This is a genomic window from Chelatococcus sp. XZ-Ab1, from assembly GCF_029309855.1.
In the GTDB taxonomy this organism is placed as follows: domain Bacteria; phylum Pseudomonadota; class Alphaproteobacteria; order Rhizobiales; family Beijerinckiaceae; genus Chelatococcus_A; species Chelatococcus_A sambhunathii.
The window spans coordinates 178980-196437 of record NZ_JARKII010000004.1 but is presented as its reverse complement, the minus strand read 5'-3'; the positions used below and the strand labels follow the sequence as shown (position 1 = coordinate 196437).

The following is a 17458-nucleotide window of genomic DNA, read 5'->3' as shown; positions in this document are numbered from 1 at the left end:
GTTGTCGTCTTTTTGGCGGTGCTCGCCTGGGCAGGGGCGGCGACATGGATGCTCTTCTTTCGCGACGAGGTCGTCGCCGGCCTCCTCGCGCGCCACCAGCGCATCACCCTCGCCTATGAGGATCAGATAGCAGCGGTGCGTCGGCACGTCGACCTCCTCGCCAGCCGGCAATATCTCGAGCAGGAGCGCGTGGAGGCGCGCGTTGCGCAGGTTCTTGAGCGCCAGGACGAGCTCGAGCGCCGCCAATCGGTGGTCGAAGCGCTGCAGAAGCAGGCGACCGGCATCGCACTGCCGATCGCCGCAGGCGCCGGCCCAGTGCCGTCCTTGTCCGCAACAGACCGGCCGTGGCGCGGCGAGGCGGCGAGGGATCGGCTCGGCGCGTTGCGCTACCTGCCGGTCGCGGAACGCCTCGCCCGCATGGACAAGGCACTCGAGAGGCTGACACATCGGCAGACGTCGGTCCTCTCCGCCATGCTTGCGCTCTCCCAGCACCGGCTGGACCGCTATCTCGACATCGTCGCCTCCGTCGGCCTTCCGACCGAGCCGCTCACCCGCCTGCCTGGTCCTGCGACATCGGAGAGCGTCGGCGGCCCCTACGTCCCGGCGCAGGCCGGTGCGCCGTTCCATTTCGGTAGTCTCGCGGATAGCATCAAAGACAGCCTGACCCTTTCCGCGCGCGCCGCGCAGGTCGTTGCCGGGCTGCCTCTCGGCCGGCCCGCGGAGGAGGACGAGACGAGCCCCTTCGGCATCCGTATGGATCCTTTCCTGCGTGCGCCCGCCCTGCACACGGGCCTGGACTTCCGTGCCGCCTACGGCGCGCCCGTTCGCGCCACAGGAGCAGGCAACGTCATCTTTGCAGGCTACAGCGGCGGCTATGGCAACATGGTGGAGATCGAGCACATCAGCGGTGTGACGACGCGCTATGCGCATCTTTCCGCCTTTGCCGTCACGGAGGGCGATACGATCGCCGCCGGTGACGTCGTGGGGCGCGCCGGCAGCACGGGTCGGTCCACGGGGTCGCACATCCATTATGAAACGCGGATCGACGGCAATCCCGTCGATCCGCAGCGCTTCATCGCAGCCGGCGCGCGCCTCCACGGCATGCGCTGGCCGGCTCCCGCGCCCGTTCAGTCGATATCCTCGACCTCCACCTCGCCGCCATAGACGCGCTGGGCGAGCGACGCCTCGATGAAGGGATCGAGCCTGCCGTCCAGAACCTCCTGCGGGTTCGTCGACTGGACGCCCGTGCGCAGGTCCTTCACCAGCTGGTAGGGTTGCAGCACGTAGGAGCGGATCTGATGGCCCCAGCCGATGTCGGTTTTCGACGCCGCCTCAGCCATCGCCTTCTCCTCGCGCTTCTGCAGTTCGAGTTCGTAAAGACGGGCCCGCAGCATCGCCCAGGCGGTGGCCCGGTTCTTGTGTTGGGACCGTTCCGCCTGGCACGCGACGACGATGCCGGTCGGGATATGGGTGATGCGGACAGCCGAATCCGTGGTGTTGACGTGCTGGCCACCGGCGCCCGAAGCGCGGAAGGTGTCGATCCGACACTCCGACTCGTTGACGGCGATATCGATACGGTCGTCGACGACGGGATAGACCCAGACGGAGGCGAAGCTCGTATGCCGACGCGCATTCGAATCGAACGGCGAGATACGGACGAGACGGTGGACGCCCGATTCGGTCTTCGCCCATCCATAGGCGTTGTGGCCCTTGATGAGAAGCGTGGCCGACTTGATGCCCGCCTCTTCACCTTCGGTCACTTCCATGACCTCGACCTTGAACCGGCGCCGTTCGGCCCAGCGGATGTACATCCGCATGAGCATCTGCGCCCAGTCCTGGCTCTCGGTGCCGCCGGCGCCCGAGTGGATCTCGATATAGGTGTCGTTCTGGTCCGCTTCGCCGGACAGCAAGGCCTCGATCTGGCGCCTGGCGGCCTCCGCCTGCAGGGACCGGATGCTCTCCTCCGCCTCCTCGACGACCGAAGCATCGCCTTCGGCCTCGCCGAGCGCGATGAGTTCGACGGCATCGGCAAGATCACGTTCGATCTGCTCGATGGCCGCGATGTTCTCCTCGAGGGCGGTGCGTTCGCGCATGATCTTCTGCGCAGCTTCCGCGTCGTTCCACAGCGAGGGATCCTCGGCGAGGCTGTTCAGCTCGGCGAGCCGGCGTTTGGCCTGATCCCAGTCAAAGATGCCTCCTCAGCAGCCCGACAGACTGCTTGACGGCATCAACCAACGTCTCGATTTCGGCGCGCATGCCCGCCTTCGTCCTGCAATCGATGGAAGATTGGCCCGGCCATGCCGTTCACGCCGGACACAGGAGGCTCTTAGCCAGCCCGGCCCCGGATGTAAACCGGGCAAGCCGACAAGGATCGATCAGGCGTCAATAGAGGCCGCCCGAACCGCTGCCGACGCCGGCGGGCGGGGCTGCGCCGTAGCTTTCAGGGGCCGTGTCGCTGTAGCCGACAAGATAGCCGTCCGGGGGCGCCGTCCCGGGCTTGAACGCTTCGAGGATGGTGCGTCCGCCTGATCCGGCGCGCTGGCCCGAGGCAAGATCGACGCGGATGAGTTTGATGCCCGGCGGCACGCGGAATGGCGTCGCCGGCTTGCCGTCGAGCGCGAGCGTCATGAAGTCGCGGAAGATGGGCGCGGCATATTGGCCGGCCGTCGCCGAATTGCCGAGCGAGCGCGGACGATCGTAGCCGAGATAGATGCCCACCGCCAGATCGGGCGAGAAACCGACGAACCAGACGTCCTTGGCCTCGTTCGTCGTGCCGGTCTTGCCGGCAAGCGGCTTGCCGACGCTCTTGACCACGGTCGCGGTGCCCCGCTGCACGACGCCTTCGAGGATCGAGACCATCTGGTAGGCGGTCATCGGATCGATGACCTGCTCCCGGTTGTCGATGAGCCGCGGCTCCGGCTGGTTGCGCCACTCCTCGGCGTCGCATCCCTGGCAGATGCGCTCGTCGTGCTTGTAGATGGTGTGGCCCCACCGGTCCTGGATGCGGTCGATGAGTGTCGGCTTGATGCGCTTGCCGCCATTGACGAACATCGAATAGGCGGTCGTCATGCGCAGCACGGTGGTCTCGCCGGCACCCAGCGACATCGGCAGGTAGGGCGCAAGATCGTCGTAGATGCCGAAGCGCTTCGCGTATTCGCCGATCAGCGGCATGCCGACGTCACGCGCGAGGCGCACGGTCATCAGGTTCTTAGACCGCTCGATGCCATAGCGCAGGGTGTGCGGTCCGGTCGACTTGCCGTCATAGTTCTTCGGCCGCCAGACCTCGGTGCCGGACGTGATCTCGATCGGACCGTCGACGATGATGGAGGACGGCGTGTAGCCATTGTCGATCGCGGCCGCGTAGACAAATGGCTTGAACGAGGACCCCGGCTGGCGCAGCGCTTGCGTTGCGCGGTTGAACTCGCTCTGGTCGAAGGAGAAGCCGCCGACCATGGCGAAGACGCGCCCGGTATTGGGGTCCATCACCACCATGGCGCCGGACACCTCGGGGATCTGGCGCAAGCGATATTGTCCGGGCTTGTCGGCGACGGGTTCCACATAGACGACATGGCCGGGCTTGAGCGCCTGCGTGAGACGGCCCTTGCGCGTCCACTTGATACCGTCCGGCAGGATCTTGCCGGTTTGGCGCTCGCTCGACAGCTTGCCCGAGATCTCGCGTGCCGGCTGCAGCCCGATGGTGGCCTCACGGTCGCTGACCTCGAGCACGACGGCGAGTCGCCACGGCTGCACGTCTCCGAGCGCTGGAATGTCCGCGAGGGCTGCCCCCCATTCACCGCTGGCGAGGTCGATCGTGTCGACCGGATCACGCAGCCCCCTCGCCTCGTCGTAGCGCACGAGGCCGTCCACCAGGGTCTTGCGCGCCATCGCCTGGATCTTCGGGTCGAAGGTCGAGCGCACGGACAGGCCGCCGTCATAGAGCGCCTTCTCACCGTAGCGCTCGACAATCTCGCGCCGGATCTCCTCGGCAAAGAAGCCGGCCGAATAGGTGTTGGGCGAGAGCGTGCGGGGATTGACCTCAAGCGGCTGGCGCTTGGCGGCCTCCGCCTCCGCGCGCGTGATGTAGCCGTTGTCGAGCATGCGGTCGAGCACCCAGTTCCGCCGCTCGATGGCCGCCTCGCGCTGGCGGAAGGGGTGATAGTTGTTCGGCGCCTTCGGCAGCGCCGCAAGATAGGCGATCTCCGGCAGCGTCAGTTCGTGCACCGACTTGCCGAAATAGTTCAGCGCGGCGGCCGCTATGCCGTAGTTGCCGAGGCCGAGGTAGATCTCGTTGAGATAGAGCTCGAGGATCTTGTCCTTCGAATAGACCGCCTCGATTCGCAGGGCGATCAGCGCTTCCTTGATCTTGCGCTCGTAGGTCTGCTCGTTGGTGAGCAGGAAGTTCTTGGCGACCTGCTGCGTGATGGTCGAGGCGCCCTGCTGGCGCCGTCCGGACGCGCGCAAATTGGTGACGACCGCCCGGGCGATACCTTCGGGATCGACACCGTTGTGCCGATAGAAGTTCTTGTCCTCAGCCGACAGGAAGGCCTCGATGACGAGATTGGGAACGGCTTGGATGGGGAGGAAAAGTCGCTTCTCGCGCGAATATTCGGCCACCAGACTGCCGTCGCTGGCGTGGACGCGCGTCATCACCGGCGGCTCGTAATTGGCGAGCTGCTTGTGGTCCGGCAGGTCCTGGGAATATTTCCAGACGAAGAAGCCGACGATGGAAGCTCCGATGACGAAAAGAATCGCCCCGGCAGCAAACAGAAATCCAAGAAAGCGAACTATCAAACGCATCCGTTGAAGGCCCGTCGCCCGTTGCTTCTTCCCGCCGCCGCAGCAGCGCCGGTGGTCGTTCCCCGGTGCGCCGGCGCTCCCTCCCTAACATGAGCCGGCCCCACGTGACCAGAAACGGAAAGCGGGAACGGGGCGGAAAGCCGAACGATTCGGTTCTTATCCCGCGCATCTATGGAGAAACTGCGGCGTCGGGCTGAGCCGCAAGGCGGGTCGCAAAGAAGCGGTCGACGGCCTCCACGAGCGCGGCGCTCGATTTGTCGCGCCAGGCGTCGGACACGAGGAGGTCGGCGTCCTTGGCGCTCGACAGGTAGCCGAGTTCGATAAGCGCGGAGGGGATGTCCGGCGCCTTGAGGACGATGAAGCCGGCCGAGCGCAGCGGGTTCTTGTTGAGCGCCACGACGTCGCGCAGGCTGTTCACCACCTTGTTGGCAAAATCGAGCGAGAAGACCCGCGTCTCGCGCTTGGTCAGTTCGGCGAGGATGCCGGCAATCTCGTTCGGATCCTCGACCACGTCGACGCCGGCGATCTGGTCGGCCAGGTTCTCCTTGGCGGCGAGGCGCTCGGCCTCGGCATCGCTGGCGAAGGCCGAGCCGGTGTAGATGGTCGCCCCGCGAACGCGGCTGCTGTCGGACAGCGTGTCGGCATGGATGGAGATGAACAGCGAAGCCCCCGCCTTCTGGGCCATGCGCCAGCGCCCGCCGAGCGAGACAAAGGTGTCGCTCGTGCGCGTCAGCATGACCCTGTAGCGTCCCGTCTCCTCCAACCGCTGCCTGAAACGTTCGGCGAAGGCGAAGACAACGTCCTTCTCGGCCACGCCGTTGACGCCGATCGCGCCGGGGTCGACGCCGCCGTGACCGGGATCGATGACGATCAGTGGCTTGTCGCCCACGGGCGGAACCGGCTGCTGTGCCGTGCTGGCAGGCAGCGGTTCGGGCTCCACCATCGGCTTGAGGGCCGTCTTGCGGTAGCTGGCCCGGTCGGTGCGTGACAGCTCGATGACGAGCAGCGCGCCCTCTCCCAAGGCCCGGCTGTCGATGCGCTCGACGAGGGCCGGCTGCGCAAGATCGATGACGATGCGCGAGCGGCCCGGCGCGAAGAGGCCGAAGCGATAGGAGGAGATGACTCCCGCGCCCTTGCGGCCGGCATTGGCCGGCAGTTGGAAATTCACCTCGGGCAGGTCGACGATGACCCGGTCGGGTCGCTCGAGCAGGAAGGCCTTGGCATCGACGGGGCGCGACAGGGTCAGGCTGAGACGGGTCACCGCGCCTTCGGCCCTGACATCGGCAGCCACGGCGACGGCCGCTCCGGGGGGCGTCGCAGGATCCTGCGCGACGGCATCTTGGGGGGCAGAATCCCGGGCAGTGGCCGGGTGCGCGAGGAGCAGGCCGATGGCGGCCAGGCAGACCAAGAAGGGCTGCGCGGCGCGGTGCCTCATGGCCCTGCCCTTCCCGCCTGCCTCGATGCCGATGCGCGCCATTGGGAGCGGCCCCTGTCCCACCGCCATTCTTCACGAAACCATCCATTAAGAGATAGGAAGGCCTTGGTTAACACTTCTTCACCAGCGCAGCGACGCTCGCATTCCATGCGTGGCCTTCCTGCCACAATCGCGCATGACCCTTGCCAAACAGCCGCATGCGTCTGTAATGAAAAGGCGACTCTGTTTTCGGCGTCGCCGTTGGTCGCCTCTTTCAACCGGGCGGCTGTGCCGCGGCAGTCCCCCCTCCCCATGGGCAGGCGGGCGCGGCCCTGAAGCGGCGTGCCGGAGCGGCGGTTGTCATTCACGTTGCGGTATCGTCCGCAACGCTTTCACGTCGGCCCCGGCTCTTTCCGCGACGCCGGCGTTTCGAGGCTAAGGATCGGAGGACTATGGGCAGCCCGACAGCGATCGCCCGGCTTGCTCCATCGCCGACCGCAGGACGCGGCGCGATGGTCGGGGGATATTCGTACGGCCTGCTCCGGCTCTTCCACACCACTGCATTCCCATCACCCCCTGCGCCCGCATCCAGCGGTGCGCCCGCGACCTGTCGACGGACGCCGCCTGCCGCCTTCCGGCTGGCGGAGCAGACGTTGTTTCGCACGGAATTGCCCAGCGGCATGCGCCGGAGGTCGCCCGTATGAGAGTTCAACATGGCAAACAAGATGCTCATCGACGCCTCCCACCCGGAAGAAACCCGGGTGGTGGTCGTCCGCGGTAACCGCGTCGAAGAGTTCGACTTCGAATCCGCCAATCGCAAGCAGCTTCGCGGCAATATCTATCTCGCCAAAGTCACGCGGGTCGAACCGTCCCTGCAGGCCGCCTTCGTCGAGTACGGCGGCAATCGTCACGGCTTTCTCGCCTTCAGCGAGATCCATCCCGACTATTACCAGATTCCCGTGGCCGATCGGCAGGCCTTGCTCGCCGAGGAGGCTCAGGCCGAGCGCGAGGCCGAAAAGGACGAGGAGCGCGCCGCCCGCCGCCGCCAGGCCAAGCGCTCGCGCAAAGGCGACGACGCGATCGTGAGCGCCGAGCCCGGGGCGGACGACGGCGCAGCCGCCCACGACAGCGAAGGGGCTGAGGCGAACGGCGAGGAAGAGGTGATTGAGCACCTCGGCGGCGCCGACGTCGGCGAGGAGGTGCCGGACCGCCGGCACCGTCCGCTGCGTCGCCAGTACAAGATCCAGGAGGTGATCAAGCGCCGTCAGGTATTGCTCGTTCAGGTGGTCAAGGAAGAGCGCGGCAACAAGGGCGCGGCGCTAACGACCTATCTCTCGCTCGCCGGGCGCTATTCTGTGCTGATGCCCAACACCGCGCGCGGCGGCGGCATCTCGCGCAAGATCACCAACGTCACCGACCGCAAGCGCCTCAAGACCATCGCCCAGGAGCTCGATGTGCCCGAGGGCATGGGCGTCATCCTGCGCACGGCGGGGGCTTCGCGCACCAAGGCGGAGATCAAGCGGGACTTCGAATATCTGCTACGCATGTGGGAGAGCGTGCGCGAGCTGACGCTGAAGTCTACCGCTCCGGCGCTTGTCTATGAGGAAGGCTCGCTCATCAAGCGCGCCATCCGCGATCTCTACAACAAGGACATCGACGAGGTTCAGGTCTCCGGCGATGATGGCTATCGCGAGGCCAAGGACTTCATGCGCATGCTCATGCCGAGCCATGCCAAGGTCGTGAAGCCCTACAGGGATCCGCAGCCGCTTTTCGCCAAGTTCGGTGTCGAGGCGCAGCTCGACGCGATGTTCTCCAACCAGGTCACGCTGAAGTCGGGCGGCTACATCGTCATCAACCCGACGGAAGCGCTCGTCTCCATCGACGTGAACTCGGGCCGCTCGACGCGCGAGCACAACATCGAGGACACGGCGCTCAAGACGAATCTGGAGGCGGCCGAGGAGATATCGCGCCAGTTGCGCCTGCGCGACCTTGCCGGCCTTATCGTCATCGACTTCATCGACATGGAGGAAAAGCGCAACAACCGCGCCGTCGAGAAGAAGCTGAAGGAGTGCCTGAAGAACGACCGGGCTCGCATTCAGGTCGGCCGCATATCGGCCTTCGGCCTGCTCGAGATGTCGCGCCAGCGCATCCGCACGGGCGTGCTGGAAAGTTCCACCGTAGTCTGCCACCACTGCGGCGGCTCGGGCTTCGTCCGCGCCACGGCGTCGGTCGCGTTGCACATCCTGCGCTCCATCGAGGAGGCGCTGCTCAAGAGCGCCGCGCACAACGTCGTCGTCAAGACGCGGACTGAAGTTGCGCTTTACATCCTCAATCAGAAGCGCGTGCATCTGCGCGAGCTCGAAACCCGCTTCGACGTCGGAATCGCCATCTTCGGTGACGATACGCTTTCCGGCACCACGAACTTCACCATCGAGCGCGGCGAGGCCGTCCTGCGCAGCGAAGCGCGCGCGCCTGCGACAGGCATCCGCATCGAGAGCGCGCCGGCCATCGAGGAGGAGGCGGAGGTCGCCGACGAGGACGAGGAGGTGACCGAGGAGGCGCCGCAGCAGGCCCGCGGCCCGCAGGATGGCACCGAGGACGGTAACGGCAAACGCCGCCGCCGCCGCCGTCGCCGTCGCGGTGGACGCGGTGGCGAGGGCCGCGAGGCGGCAGCGCCTGCCGGTGCCGAGCCGGCGACCGCGCTCGAATCTCAGGACGATGAGGAATCGGGTTCTCAGACCGCCGGCACCGAAGATCCCGCGCAGATCGTGGCCGAAGCAGCCGTCGGACTGCCGACCGAGACACCTGCCGAGGAGACGGAGGAGTCTGCGCCGGCCAAGCGACGCCGCACGCGCCGCCCCGCACGGGGCAAGCGCGCGGCCGACGAGGCCGGAAACGCAGCGGAAGCTGCTGTCGAGGCCGAGACAGAGTCTCCGGCCGATGCGGTAGAAGAGCAAGCGGCGGCCGTGCCGCCCGAGCAGCCCCTCCCCGTCGTGGAAGCGGCACCCACTCCGGCGCCGCAGAAGCCGGCCGAGCCGGAGCCGGTGGAGGAGGACGCCAACCGGCCGAAGCGCACGGGCTGGTGGGCCCGCGCCAAGGCCAGCCTCACCGGTGGCTGAGCCCCACGAGCAAATGTCGGTATCAAGAAGCGGCGGGCCAAGGCCCGCCGCTGCCATCTTGGCTACTGCCTCGCGCCTGTCCGGCAGCGATTGACGATGGCGGTGACACGCCCCCGGGTGTCTGCCGACGCGTCCGCGAGATCGATACGCTCTTGCCGGATCGCCGCGTCGGCACAGGTGCAATAGCGCTTGCACGCGGCCGCTGCGACACCGGTCTGCTCGCAGCTCGCGCGGCACTGGGGGACGAAGCCTGCCGCCACGGAGGGCTGGCGGGTGATGCCGAGTGCGTGGGCGGCAAGGAACATGAGGCCGAACAGCACGGGCTGGTGAACGAGATAGAAGGCCAGGCTGTGCCGGCCTGTCCAGGCAATGAGACGTCCGGCCAGGCCCGGCGTCCGGCTGGTCTGCAGCCATGCCGTCAGATTTCGGTCGACCGCAAGGCGGCCGGCGGCCATGCCGAGCAGGACCGGCCCGAACCACGGGAAGAGCGGCACGTAGTCGTTCGACACCGGTACCTGCGTGCCGAGGCCGACGAAGGCGAGCGCCGGCAGGTCGAACAGCGGCGATGCGACGAGCCCCGGAGCCGCCACGACGGCGATGCCGGCGGCCGCAGCGACGGCCGGCGGCAGCCGCAGGAACGGCAGGGCAAGCAGGCTCGAGAGGGCGATGCAATGCAGGATGCCGAAGAAGATGTAGCTCTGCGGAAAGGCGAAGAAGGTCACGATGGTGATCGCCGCCGCCGCCGCGACGATCACCGCGAGCCGCCGCAGGAAGGCCTGCCAGCGAATCCTGCTTCCATGGGCGAGCACGAGGCTGAAGCCGACGAGCAGGAGGAACGAGGCGGCGATGGCCCGGGCAAAGAGCCGCCAGCCTGGATCGTTGACGACGTCGACGCTCGTGAGACCGAGATGGCTCGCGTCCCATGCGCCGTGATAGACCGCCATGGCGAGGAGCGCGATGCCCCGCGCCAGGTCGATGCCAAGAAGCCGGCCGTGGCCATGGATGCCGGCGTTGCCCGGGGAGGCCTCGTCCTCCAAGGTCGCGGACAGGGACGACCCGTCTCGGGCGGACGTCATGCATTCACCTCCGGCTGCTTCGCGCATCTGCCGCGCGGGTTTCCTCGCTCATAGCCCCTTTTGCCCTCAGCGAGAATGGGCCGACCGGTGAATGCCGCGGACGAACCTTTCTGCTAAATCGTTTGAAACGGACTTGCGGCCGTCTGCGCTTCGCGTCAAAAGCAAGGGCAAGATCGGTGAGCCATGGAGCCAGCAATGAGCGACATCCATATCGAGCGAATGAAGGCCTGCGGCGTCATCCCGGTCGTCTCGGTGCCGGACGCGGCCGCCGCCGTGTCGCTGGCCCGCGCCCTCCTCGACGGCGGCATCGACGTGATCGAGCTCACGCTGCGCACCGAGGCCGGTCTCGCCGCCATCGAGGCGGTGGCCCGGGAATGCCCGCAGATGTTCGTCATTGCCGGCACGGTCGTGCAGCCGGCCCAGTTCGCTCAGGTGCGCGATGCCGGCGCCAAGGCCGTCGTCAGCCCCGGGTTCAGCGAGACGCTGGACGATGCGGCCAAGGCTGCCGGCCTGCCCTGGCTGCCCGGCGTCGCCACGGCCTCGGAAGTGATGCGCGCGGGCGAGCGCGGCCGCACGGCCCTGAAGTTCTTCCCGGCCGAGCAGGCCGGCGGCATCGCCATGATCAAGGCGCTCGCCGGCCCCTTTCCCAAGGTCGTCTTCTGCCCGACGGGCGGCGTCAACACGGCCAATCTCGGCGACTACCTCTCCCAGAAGATGGTGATGTGCGTCGGCGGGACATGGCTGACGCCGCCAGCGGCGGTCTCGGCCGGCGACTGGGCCGCGATCCGCGACGAGGCCGCCAAGGCCCGCAGGAGGGTCGACGAACTGCGTGCAGCCTGAGCCGGTTGCGGCTGCCCTCGCCGACTGCTTCAATGAGCCCGCGTGCGTGAATGCGGCCGTGGGCGATGACTGCATCTGATCCTGCAGATCTCGACGAGGATCTCGAGGTTCTGGCCGAATGGCTGGTCTCGGCGGAGGTCGTCGCGCCCTTCACCGGCGCGGGGATCTCGACGGAGAGCGGTGTGCCCGATTTTCGCTCGCCGGGCAGTCCCTGGCTCGCGAACCGGCCCATTGCCTTCGATGCCTTCCTGGCGAGTGCGGAGGCACGGCGGGAGGCGTGGCGGCGGAAGTTCGCCATGGACGATCTCTATGCGGGCGCGACTCCCGGTCGTGGGCATCATTTCCTTGCCGGTCTCGTCGCCGCTGGCAAGGCGCCGGCCATCATCACCCAGAACATCGACGGCCTGCAGCAGGCCGCCGGCGTGCCGGAGGAGCGGGTGATCGAACTTCACGGCAACGGAACCTATGCAGCCTGCCTCGACTGTGCCGAGAGGCAGGAACTGGCGGATATCCGCTCGGTCTTCGAAGCGAGCGGGCTGCCGCCCACCTGCCCGCATTGCGGCGGCATGGTCAAATCCGCCACCATCTCCTTCGGTCAGGCCTTGCCGCAGCAGGCGCTGCAGCGGGCCCAGGCGCTGGCGCGCACGAGCGATCTATTCATCGCCATCGGCTCGTCGCTGTTGGTCCATCCGGCGGCGGGTCTGCCGGTGCTGGCGAAGCGGCATGGGGCTCGCCTCGTCATCATCAACCGTGAGGCAACACCGCTCGACGACATTGCCGACCTTGTTTTCAACGGCGAGATCGGCGCAATCTGCACGCGACTCGTCGAACTGTCCGGCGACGCCGGGCGGAGCATTAATTATTCATGAATTCTGACTTTGCGCTGCGTCTGTGAGTGTTATCCTTGTCTGGGGAATCGTTCTCTACGATTCGGCTGGTGGTTTCATGTCCGACGAATTTTCTTCAAATGGTTTCGGCTCCAAGGTCGGCGCAGCCGTTGAAGCGCGCCTGACGGGCAGTGCTGATCTGGAAACGGTGGCCGAGCCGCTCGTCGAGCTCGCTGGTCACATCAAGTGGTTTGATGTCGCCAAGGGCTTCGGCTTCATCGTGCCCGACAACGGCCTGCCGGATGTGCTGGTGCACGTCACATGCCTGAAGCGGGAGGGCTACGAGACCGCGAGTGAAGGTGCACGCGTGGTCTGCGAGGTGGCGCGCCGCGCACGTGGCCTGCAGGCGGTGCGCATCATCTCGCTCGACGAATCGACGGCGCTGCATCCGAGCGAACTGCCGCCGCCGCGCACGCACGTCACTGTCGTGCCGACGAGCGCGCTCGAAGCCGTCACCGTGAAGTGGTTTAACCGGCTACGCGGCTTCGGCTTCGTCACGCGCGGGGAAGGCACCCCGGACATCTTCATTCATATGGAAACCCTGCGGCGCTTCGGCATCACCGAGGTGAAGCCCGGCCAGCAGCTGCTCGTGCGCTTCGGCAACGGGCCGAAGGGCCTCATGGCGGCAGAAGTGCGCCCGGCGGACGGGGGCCATGCGCCTGCCACCCATTGAGGCCGGTGCTGCCGAGAGCCCGTGGCGGCGCCTTCGGCTCGGCCTGGCCGCTGTCGTTTGGCTCGCCTCGGCCACGGCCGCGTTGGCGCAATCCCTCGAGAACCTGACGATCCGGACGGCGAGCGGCAGCCACGCCTTCGCCGTCGAGGTTGTGCGCACGCCGGAGGAGCGGGCCATCGGCCTCATGAACCGCCGGTTCCTGCCGGCCGATCGCGGCATGCTCTTCGACTTCGGCGAGGCAGCCCCGGTCTCGATGTGGATGAAGAACACCTATATCTCGCTCGACATGCTGTTTATCCGGGCCGACGGCACCATTGCGCGAATCGCCCAGCGCACCGAACCGCTGTCGACCCGCATCGTGCCGTCCGGTGAGCCCGTCCTGTCGGTGTTGGAGCTCAATGCCGGCACGGCGGCGCGTATCGGTGCAAGGCCCGGGGATAAAGTGGAACACCCGCTGTTCTCCGGCCGGTAGGACGCGGCAGCGACGAGGACGGGCGGTTCCGCGCCCGGTGAACGCATGTACCTCGGCATCGACATCGGCACATCGGCTGTGAAGGCCGTTCTGGTCGGCGAGAACGAAGCGCTCCTCGCCGAGGCGGAGGAGGCGCTCGCCATCGCGCGTCCGCACCCGCTCTGGGCCGAGCAGGACCCGCAGGACTGGTGGCAGGCGACGGTAACGGTTCTGGGCCGGCTGCGGTGCGCCGCACCCCGCGCCTTCGCGGCTGTCCGCGGCCTCGGCCTGTCCGGCCAGATGCATGGGGCGGTACTGCTCGATGCGGCCGGCGATGTGCTGCGCCCGGCCATCCTCTGGAACGACGGTCGCGCCCATGCGGAATGCGCCGCGCTGGCCCGCCGCCTGCCGACGCTTGGCCACGTCGCCGGAGTGCCAGCCATGCCCGGTTTCACGGCGCCGAAGCTTCTGTGGCTGGCAACGAACGAACCCGAGACCTTCCGCAGGGTGGCCAGGATCCTTTTGCCCAAGGACTATGTTCGGTTTCGGCTCACGGGCGAGGCGGTCACCGACATGTCGGACGCGGCCGGCACGCTGTGGCTCGACGAAGCCCGGCGCGACTGGTCCGACGACATTCTTGCGGCGACCGGCCTCACGCGGGCGCACATGCCGCGCCTCGTCGAAGGCACGGCCTTGGCCGGCAGCCTGCAGGCCACTATGGCGCAGGCACTCGGCCTGCCCGCCGGCCTGCCGGTTGCCGGAGGCGCGGGCGATGCTGCAGCGGGAGGCATTGGCATTGGCGCCGTCAATGACGGCGATGCCTTCCTCTCGCTCGGCACCTCGGGGCAGTATTTCGTCACCACCGGCAGCTTCCGGCCTTATCCGGAGGCCTATGTGCATGCCTTCTGCCACGCCCTGCCCGGCCGCTGGTTCCAGATGGCGGCGCTGCTGAACGGCGCGAGCGCGCTCGGCTGGGCGGCGAAGATCCTCGCAGCCGACGATATCGGCGCTCTCCTTGCCAGCACCGAAGCCGCCTTTTCGGGCCGGCCGGCCCGTCCCCTGTTCCTGCCCTATCTCACGGGCGAGCGCACGCCGCACAACGATCCGCATGCCCGCGGCGTGTTCTTCGGCCTCGCGCCGGACGTGACGCGCGAAGAAATGGTCCAGGCGGTGCTCGAAGGCGTCGCCTTCTCCTTCGCCGAGGCGCAGGAATGCCTTGCCCATGCCGGGACGCATGCCAAAGCGGTCGCCGCGATCGGTGGCGGCTCGCGCAGCCGGTTCTGGATGCGCCTGATGGCGAGCGCGCTCGAGCGTCCCATCACGCTCTACAGCGGCGGCGCGAAGGGCCCGGCCTTCGGCGCCGCCAGGCTCGCCCGGATCGCGACGACAGGCGAAGATCCGGCCGCCGTTTGCCGGACACCGGCGGTGGCTGAGATGATCGAGCCGGACCGGAATCTCGCAGCGGCCTATCGGCCGGCCTTCGCGCGTTTCAAGCGACTCTATCAGGCGCTCAAGAGCGAATTCAGAACGGATTAAATGAGATTTATCAGCGCATCGAGCGGTCGAATTAAACCATCTTCTCTGCGGCCGGCTATGTGCGGCGAAGGGCGCTGATCTCCTCCATCAGCTCGATCTGCAGTGTCTGCAGTTCGGTCAGCCGCTGCCATTGCCGGGTGAGAAGGTGGTCGATTTTCTCGTGCAGGTGGCGAATCTCGAGCTCGGCCTTGAGATTGATGAGATAGTCGTTGCGGGACCGCAGCCGGTCCTTCGCCTCCTGCCGCTTCTGGCTCATCATGATGATCGGCGCCTGCACGGCGGCAAGGCACGACAGCACCAGGTTGAGCAGGATGAAGGGATAAGGATCGAAGGCTTCCCCGCCGGCCGAGCGCGCGTTGATGGTGATCCAGCCGGCGAGCATGATGCCGAAGACGATGATGAAGGTCCAGCTGCCGCCGAAGCGTGCGAGATTGTCGGCCATACGCTCGCCAAACGTGCGCTGGCCGCTGTATTCATGCTCGATATTGGCGGCAAGCGTCGTCTCGCTCGTCATGCTTTCGGCGACGCGCCGGTCGAGATCCGAAAGCTCCCCCCGCTCCTGCCGGAGCAGGTCCTCGACATAGCCGGCGCGATGGCGCGCAAGGTCCAGCCGATCGATGGTACCAGTCTCGGCAAGCTGCGGCTGCTCGCGCAGCACGCGCTGCAGCAACTGGGGGCTGACGACGTCGAGCGGCACGGCGTCGGCCTTCTTCGCCGCCCGCTGTTCTCGCCGCAGCCCCTGCCCACGCATGCGGTCGTTGCGCCCGGCCATGCTGCACCTCCACGGAGCCATTCGCCGTCACACTATCCGTGCGCAGCCTGTCCCCTCAAGCCGGGAAGACGGTTGCCCCCTTGTCGGCTGTGCCAACCAGGTGACGGAAGCCGGCGAAAAGCTCCCGCCCGACCCCGACGTGCGAGGCCGACAGATCCGCCTCCACCGGAGCGCGAGCTGCAAACTCCGTCGCATCGACCAGAACATCGAGGCGACCGCTGAGGGCATCTACACGAATGATATCACCGTCGCGGATCCTTGCGATGGCGCCGCCGTCAGCGGCTTCGGGCGTGACATGGATCGCAGCCGGCACCTTGCCCGAAGCGCCCGACATCCGCCCGTCGGTGACGAGGGCGACCCGCTGGCCGCGGTCTTGCAGCACGGTGAGGGGCGGCGTCAGCTTGTGCAACTCCGGCATGCCATTCGCCTTCGGCCCCTGGTAACGCACCACGGCGACGAAGTCGCCCGTCAGCACCCCCGCCTTGAAGGCGGCTTGCAGTTCCTCCTGGCTGTGGAAGACCCGAGCCGGAGCCTCGACCACGTGGCGCTCGGGCGCCACCGCAGAGGTCTTGATCACGGCCCGGCCGAGCGGGCCATCCAGTACCCTGAGCCCGCCCGTGGGCTGGAAAGGCTCCCCGACGCCGCGCAGGATGTCGGTGTTGCCGCTCTCGCTCGCCGCTTCGCGCCAGGCGATGCCGCCGTTCTCGTCGAGGCCGGGCTCCACAAGATAACCGTCGAGCCCCGTGCCCCAGACGGTGGTGACGTCCCGGTGCAGCAGACCGCCGCCGAGGAGCTCGCGAATGAGGAAGCCCATGCCGCCGGCGGCGTGGAAATGGTTCACGTCCGCCTTGCCGTTCGGATAGACGCGCGCCAGCAGCGGCGTCACCTCGGCGAGATCGGCGAAGTCGTCCCAGGTGAGCGTGATGCCGGCGGCCGCCGCCATGGCGACAAGATGCAGGGTGTGGTTGGTCGAGCCGCCCGTCGCGTGCAGGCCGACCACGCCATTGACCACGGCCTTCTCGTCGATGATGCGCCCGACCGGCGTGTATTCGTTGCCGAGCGCCGTGATGGCGATGGCGCGCCTGGCGGCCGCCTGCGTCAGGGCATCGCGCAGGCTGGTGTTCGGGTTGACGAAGGACGCGCCGGGCAGGTGCAGGCCCATGATCTCCATGAGCATCTGGTTGGAATTGGCCGTGCCGTAGAAGGTGCAGGTGCCGGGCCCGTGATAAGACTTCATCTCGGATTCGAGCAGCGCGTCGCGCCCCACCTTGCCCTCGGCGTAGAGCTGGCGGGTCTTGGCCTTCTCGTCGTTGGAGAGGCCCGAGGTCATCGGCCCCGCCGGCACGAAGACGGCCGGCAGATGGCCGAAGGACAAGGCGCCGATGACGAGCCCGGGCACGATCTTGTCGCAGACGCCGAGGAAGACGGCGGCGTCGAACATCTGGTGCGACAGGGCGACCGCGGTCGACAGCGCGATGACGTCGCGCGAGAACAGCGACAGCTCCATGCCGGCCTCGCCCTGGGTGACGCCGTCGCACATGGCCGGCACGCCGCCGGCGACCTGGGCAGTGCCGCCCGCCTCGCGCACGGCGGCGCGGATGAGCTCGGGGAAGCGCTCGAACGGCTGGTGCGCCGAGAGCATGTCGTTGTAGGCGGTGACGATGCCGAGGTTCGGCGCGTCCGAGCCGGCGAGCCGCTCCTTGTCCTGCGGCCCGCAGGCGGCAAAGCCGTGCGCGAGATTGGCACAGCCGAGATGGCCGCGCCGCGGTTTGGCCTCGGCCGCGGCGGCGATGCGTTCGAGATAGCGCGTGCGCGCGTCGCGGCTGCGCCTTGCGATGCGTTCGGTGACTTCACCGATGCGCGCTTGAACGGTCATGGCAATCTCCGTTGATC

At 67.4% G+C, this 17458-nt stretch carries 13 protein-coding genes; 7 read left to right on the top strand and 6 right to left on the bottom strand.

Translation table 11 applies throughout. The annotated features are described in order from the left end of the window. Positions 1-48 precede the first annotated feature (48 nt). Positions 49-1164 (top strand): peptidoglycan DD-metalloendopeptidase family protein, encoded by a 1116-nt coding sequence (locus P2T65_RS08655; RefSeq protein WP_276199593.1) that lies wholly within the window; start codon positions 49-51, stop codon positions 1162-1164. Here the strand turns inward: P2T65_RS08655 and prfB are convergent. The 3 genes from prfB to P2T65_RS08640 form a co-directional block, all read right to left on the bottom strand. After that, a protein-coding gene (prfB, locus tag P2T65_RS08650) for a peptide chain release factor 2 (protein ID WP_276199592.1) occupies positions 1128-2256 on the bottom strand; the annotation gives its coding sequence in 2 pieces (ribosomal slippage) (positions 1128-2186 and positions 2188-2256; 1128 coding nt in all). The two genes, P2T65_RS08655 and prfB, sit on opposite strands and share 37 nt — an antisense overlap. Positions 2257-2382: 126 nt before the next feature. Further along, the gene (locus tag P2T65_RS08645; RefSeq protein WP_055458212.1) at positions 2383-4797 is read right to left on the bottom strand and encodes a penicillin-binding protein 1A; all 2415 of its coding nucleotides are present in this window, start codon (positions 4795-4797) and stop codon (positions 2383-2385) included. Positions 4798-4966: 169 nt separating this feature from the next. Next, positions 4967-6232 carry an N-acetylmuramoyl-L-alanine amidase gene (locus P2T65_RS08640; RefSeq protein WP_055458484.1) on the bottom strand — a complete coding sequence of 422 codons (1266 nt, stop codon included), beginning with the start codon at positions 6230-6232 and terminating at the stop codon, positions 4967-4969. 692 nt (positions 6233-6924) lie between these two features. On the opposite strand from P2T65_RS08640, the gene P2T65_RS08635 reads away from it, so the two are divergent. Continuing rightward, the gene (locus P2T65_RS08635) at positions 6925-9330 is read left to right on the top strand and encodes a ribonuclease E/G (protein WP_071923815.1); all 2406 of its coding nucleotides are present in this window, start codon (positions 6925-6927) and stop codon (positions 9328-9330) included. Between the two features lie 62 nt (positions 9331-9392). On the opposite strand, the gene P2T65_RS08630 is transcribed toward P2T65_RS08635, so the two are convergent. Then, the gene (locus P2T65_RS08630) at positions 9393-10406 is read right to left on the bottom strand and encodes a heparan-alpha-glucosaminide N-acetyltransferase (protein WP_082464729.1); all 1014 of its coding nucleotides are present in this window, start codon (positions 10404-10406) and stop codon (positions 9393-9395) included. Positions 10407-10601: 195 nt separating this feature from the next. Between P2T65_RS08630 and eda the strand changes: the two genes are divergently transcribed. From eda to xylB, 5 genes are all read left to right on the top strand, one after another. Then, complete coding sequence (gene eda, locus P2T65_RS08625) at positions 10602-11246, top strand: bifunctional 4-hydroxy-2-oxoglutarate aldolase/2-dehydro-3-deoxy-phosphogluconate aldolase (protein ID WP_055458215.1); 645 nt, start codon at positions 10602-10604, stop codon at positions 11244-11246. 65 nt (positions 11247-11311) lie between these two features. Then, positions 11312-12115, top strand: coding sequence for a Sir2 family NAD-dependent protein deacetylase (locus P2T65_RS08620; protein ID WP_276199591.1), 804 nt, complete (start codon positions 11312-11314; stop codon positions 12113-12115). Between the two features lie 76 nt (positions 12116-12191). Further along, entirely contained in the window at positions 12192-12806 is a 615-nt protein-coding gene (locus tag P2T65_RS08615) for a cold-shock protein (RefSeq protein ID WP_055458217.1), read from the top strand. Continuing rightward, the gene (locus tag P2T65_RS08610; protein WP_063186446.1) at positions 12787-13278 is read left to right on the top strand and encodes a DUF192 domain-containing protein; all 492 of its coding nucleotides are present in this window, start codon (positions 12787-12789) and stop codon (positions 13276-13278) included. Before P2T65_RS08615 ends, P2T65_RS08610 begins: the two co-directional genes overlap by 20 nt. Positions 13279-13323: 45 nt before the next feature. Then, positions 13324-14793: a xylulokinase gene (gene xylB, locus P2T65_RS08605; protein WP_276199590.1), complete on the top strand. Its 1470-nt coding sequence runs from the start codon at positions 13324-13326 to the stop codon at positions 14791-14793. Between the two features lie 55 nt (positions 14794-14848). On the opposite strand, the gene P2T65_RS08600 is transcribed toward xylB, so the two are convergent. Both P2T65_RS08600 and edd read right to left on the bottom strand, forming a co-directional pair. Continuing rightward, the gene (locus P2T65_RS08600) at positions 14849-15565 is read right to left on the bottom strand and encodes a DUF1003 domain-containing protein (RefSeq protein WP_245280469.1); all 717 of its coding nucleotides are present in this window, start codon (positions 15563-15565) and stop codon (positions 14849-14851) included. A gap of 55 nt (positions 15566-15620) precedes the next feature. Further along, entirely contained in the window at positions 15621-17441 is a 1821-nt protein-coding gene (edd, locus tag P2T65_RS08595; protein WP_276199589.1) for a phosphogluconate dehydratase, read from the bottom strand. Positions 17442-17458: the final 17 nt, after the last annotated feature.

Excerpts from the sequence above, each read along its gene's own strand:
- eda (WP_055458215.1), top strand. The coding sequence starts at position 10,602 with ATGAGCGACATCCATATCGAGCGAATGAAGGCCTGCGGCGTCATCCCG.
- xylB (WP_276199590.1), top strand. The coding sequence starts at position 13,324 with ATGTACCTCGGCATCGACATCGGCACATCGGCTGTGAAGGCCGTTCTG.
- P2T65_RS08620 (WP_276199591.1), top strand. The coding sequence starts at position 11,312 with ATGACTGCATCTGATCCTGCAGATCTCGACGAGGATCTCGAGGTTCTG.
- P2T65_RS08645 (WP_055458212.1), bottom strand. The coding sequence starts at position 4,797 with ATGCGTTTGATAGTTCGCTTTCTTGGATTTCTGTTTGCTGCCGGGGCG.
- P2T65_RS08615 (WP_055458217.1), top strand. The coding sequence starts at position 12,192 with ATGTCCGACGAATTTTCTTCAAATGGTTTCGGCTCCAAGGTCGGCGCA.
- P2T65_RS08655 (WP_276199593.1), top strand. The coding sequence starts at position 49 with ATGCTCTTCTTTCGCGACGAGGTCGTCGCCGGCCTCCTCGCGCGCCAC.
- P2T65_RS08630 (WP_082464729.1), bottom strand. The coding sequence starts at position 10,406 with ATGACGTCCGCCCGAGACGGGTCGTCCCTGTCCGCGACCTTGGAGGAC.
- P2T65_RS08600 (WP_245280469.1), bottom strand. The coding sequence starts at position 15,565 with ATGGCCGGGCGCAACGACCGCATGCGTGGGCAGGGGCTGCGGCGAGAA.
- edd (WP_276199589.1), bottom strand. The coding sequence starts at position 17,441 with ATGACCGTTCAAGCGCGCATCGGTGAAGTCACCGAACGCATCGCAAGG.
- P2T65_RS08635 (WP_071923815.1), top strand. The coding sequence starts at position 6,925 with ATGGCAAACAAGATGCTCATCGACGCCTCCCACCCGGAAGAAACCCGG.
- P2T65_RS08640 (WP_055458484.1), bottom strand. The coding sequence starts at position 6,232 with ATGAGGCACCGCGCCGCGCAGCCCTTCTTGGTCTGCCTGGCCGCCATC.
- P2T65_RS08610 (WP_063186446.1), top strand. The coding sequence starts at position 12,787 with ATGCGCCTGCCACCCATTGAGGCCGGTGCTGCCGAGAGCCCGTGGCGG.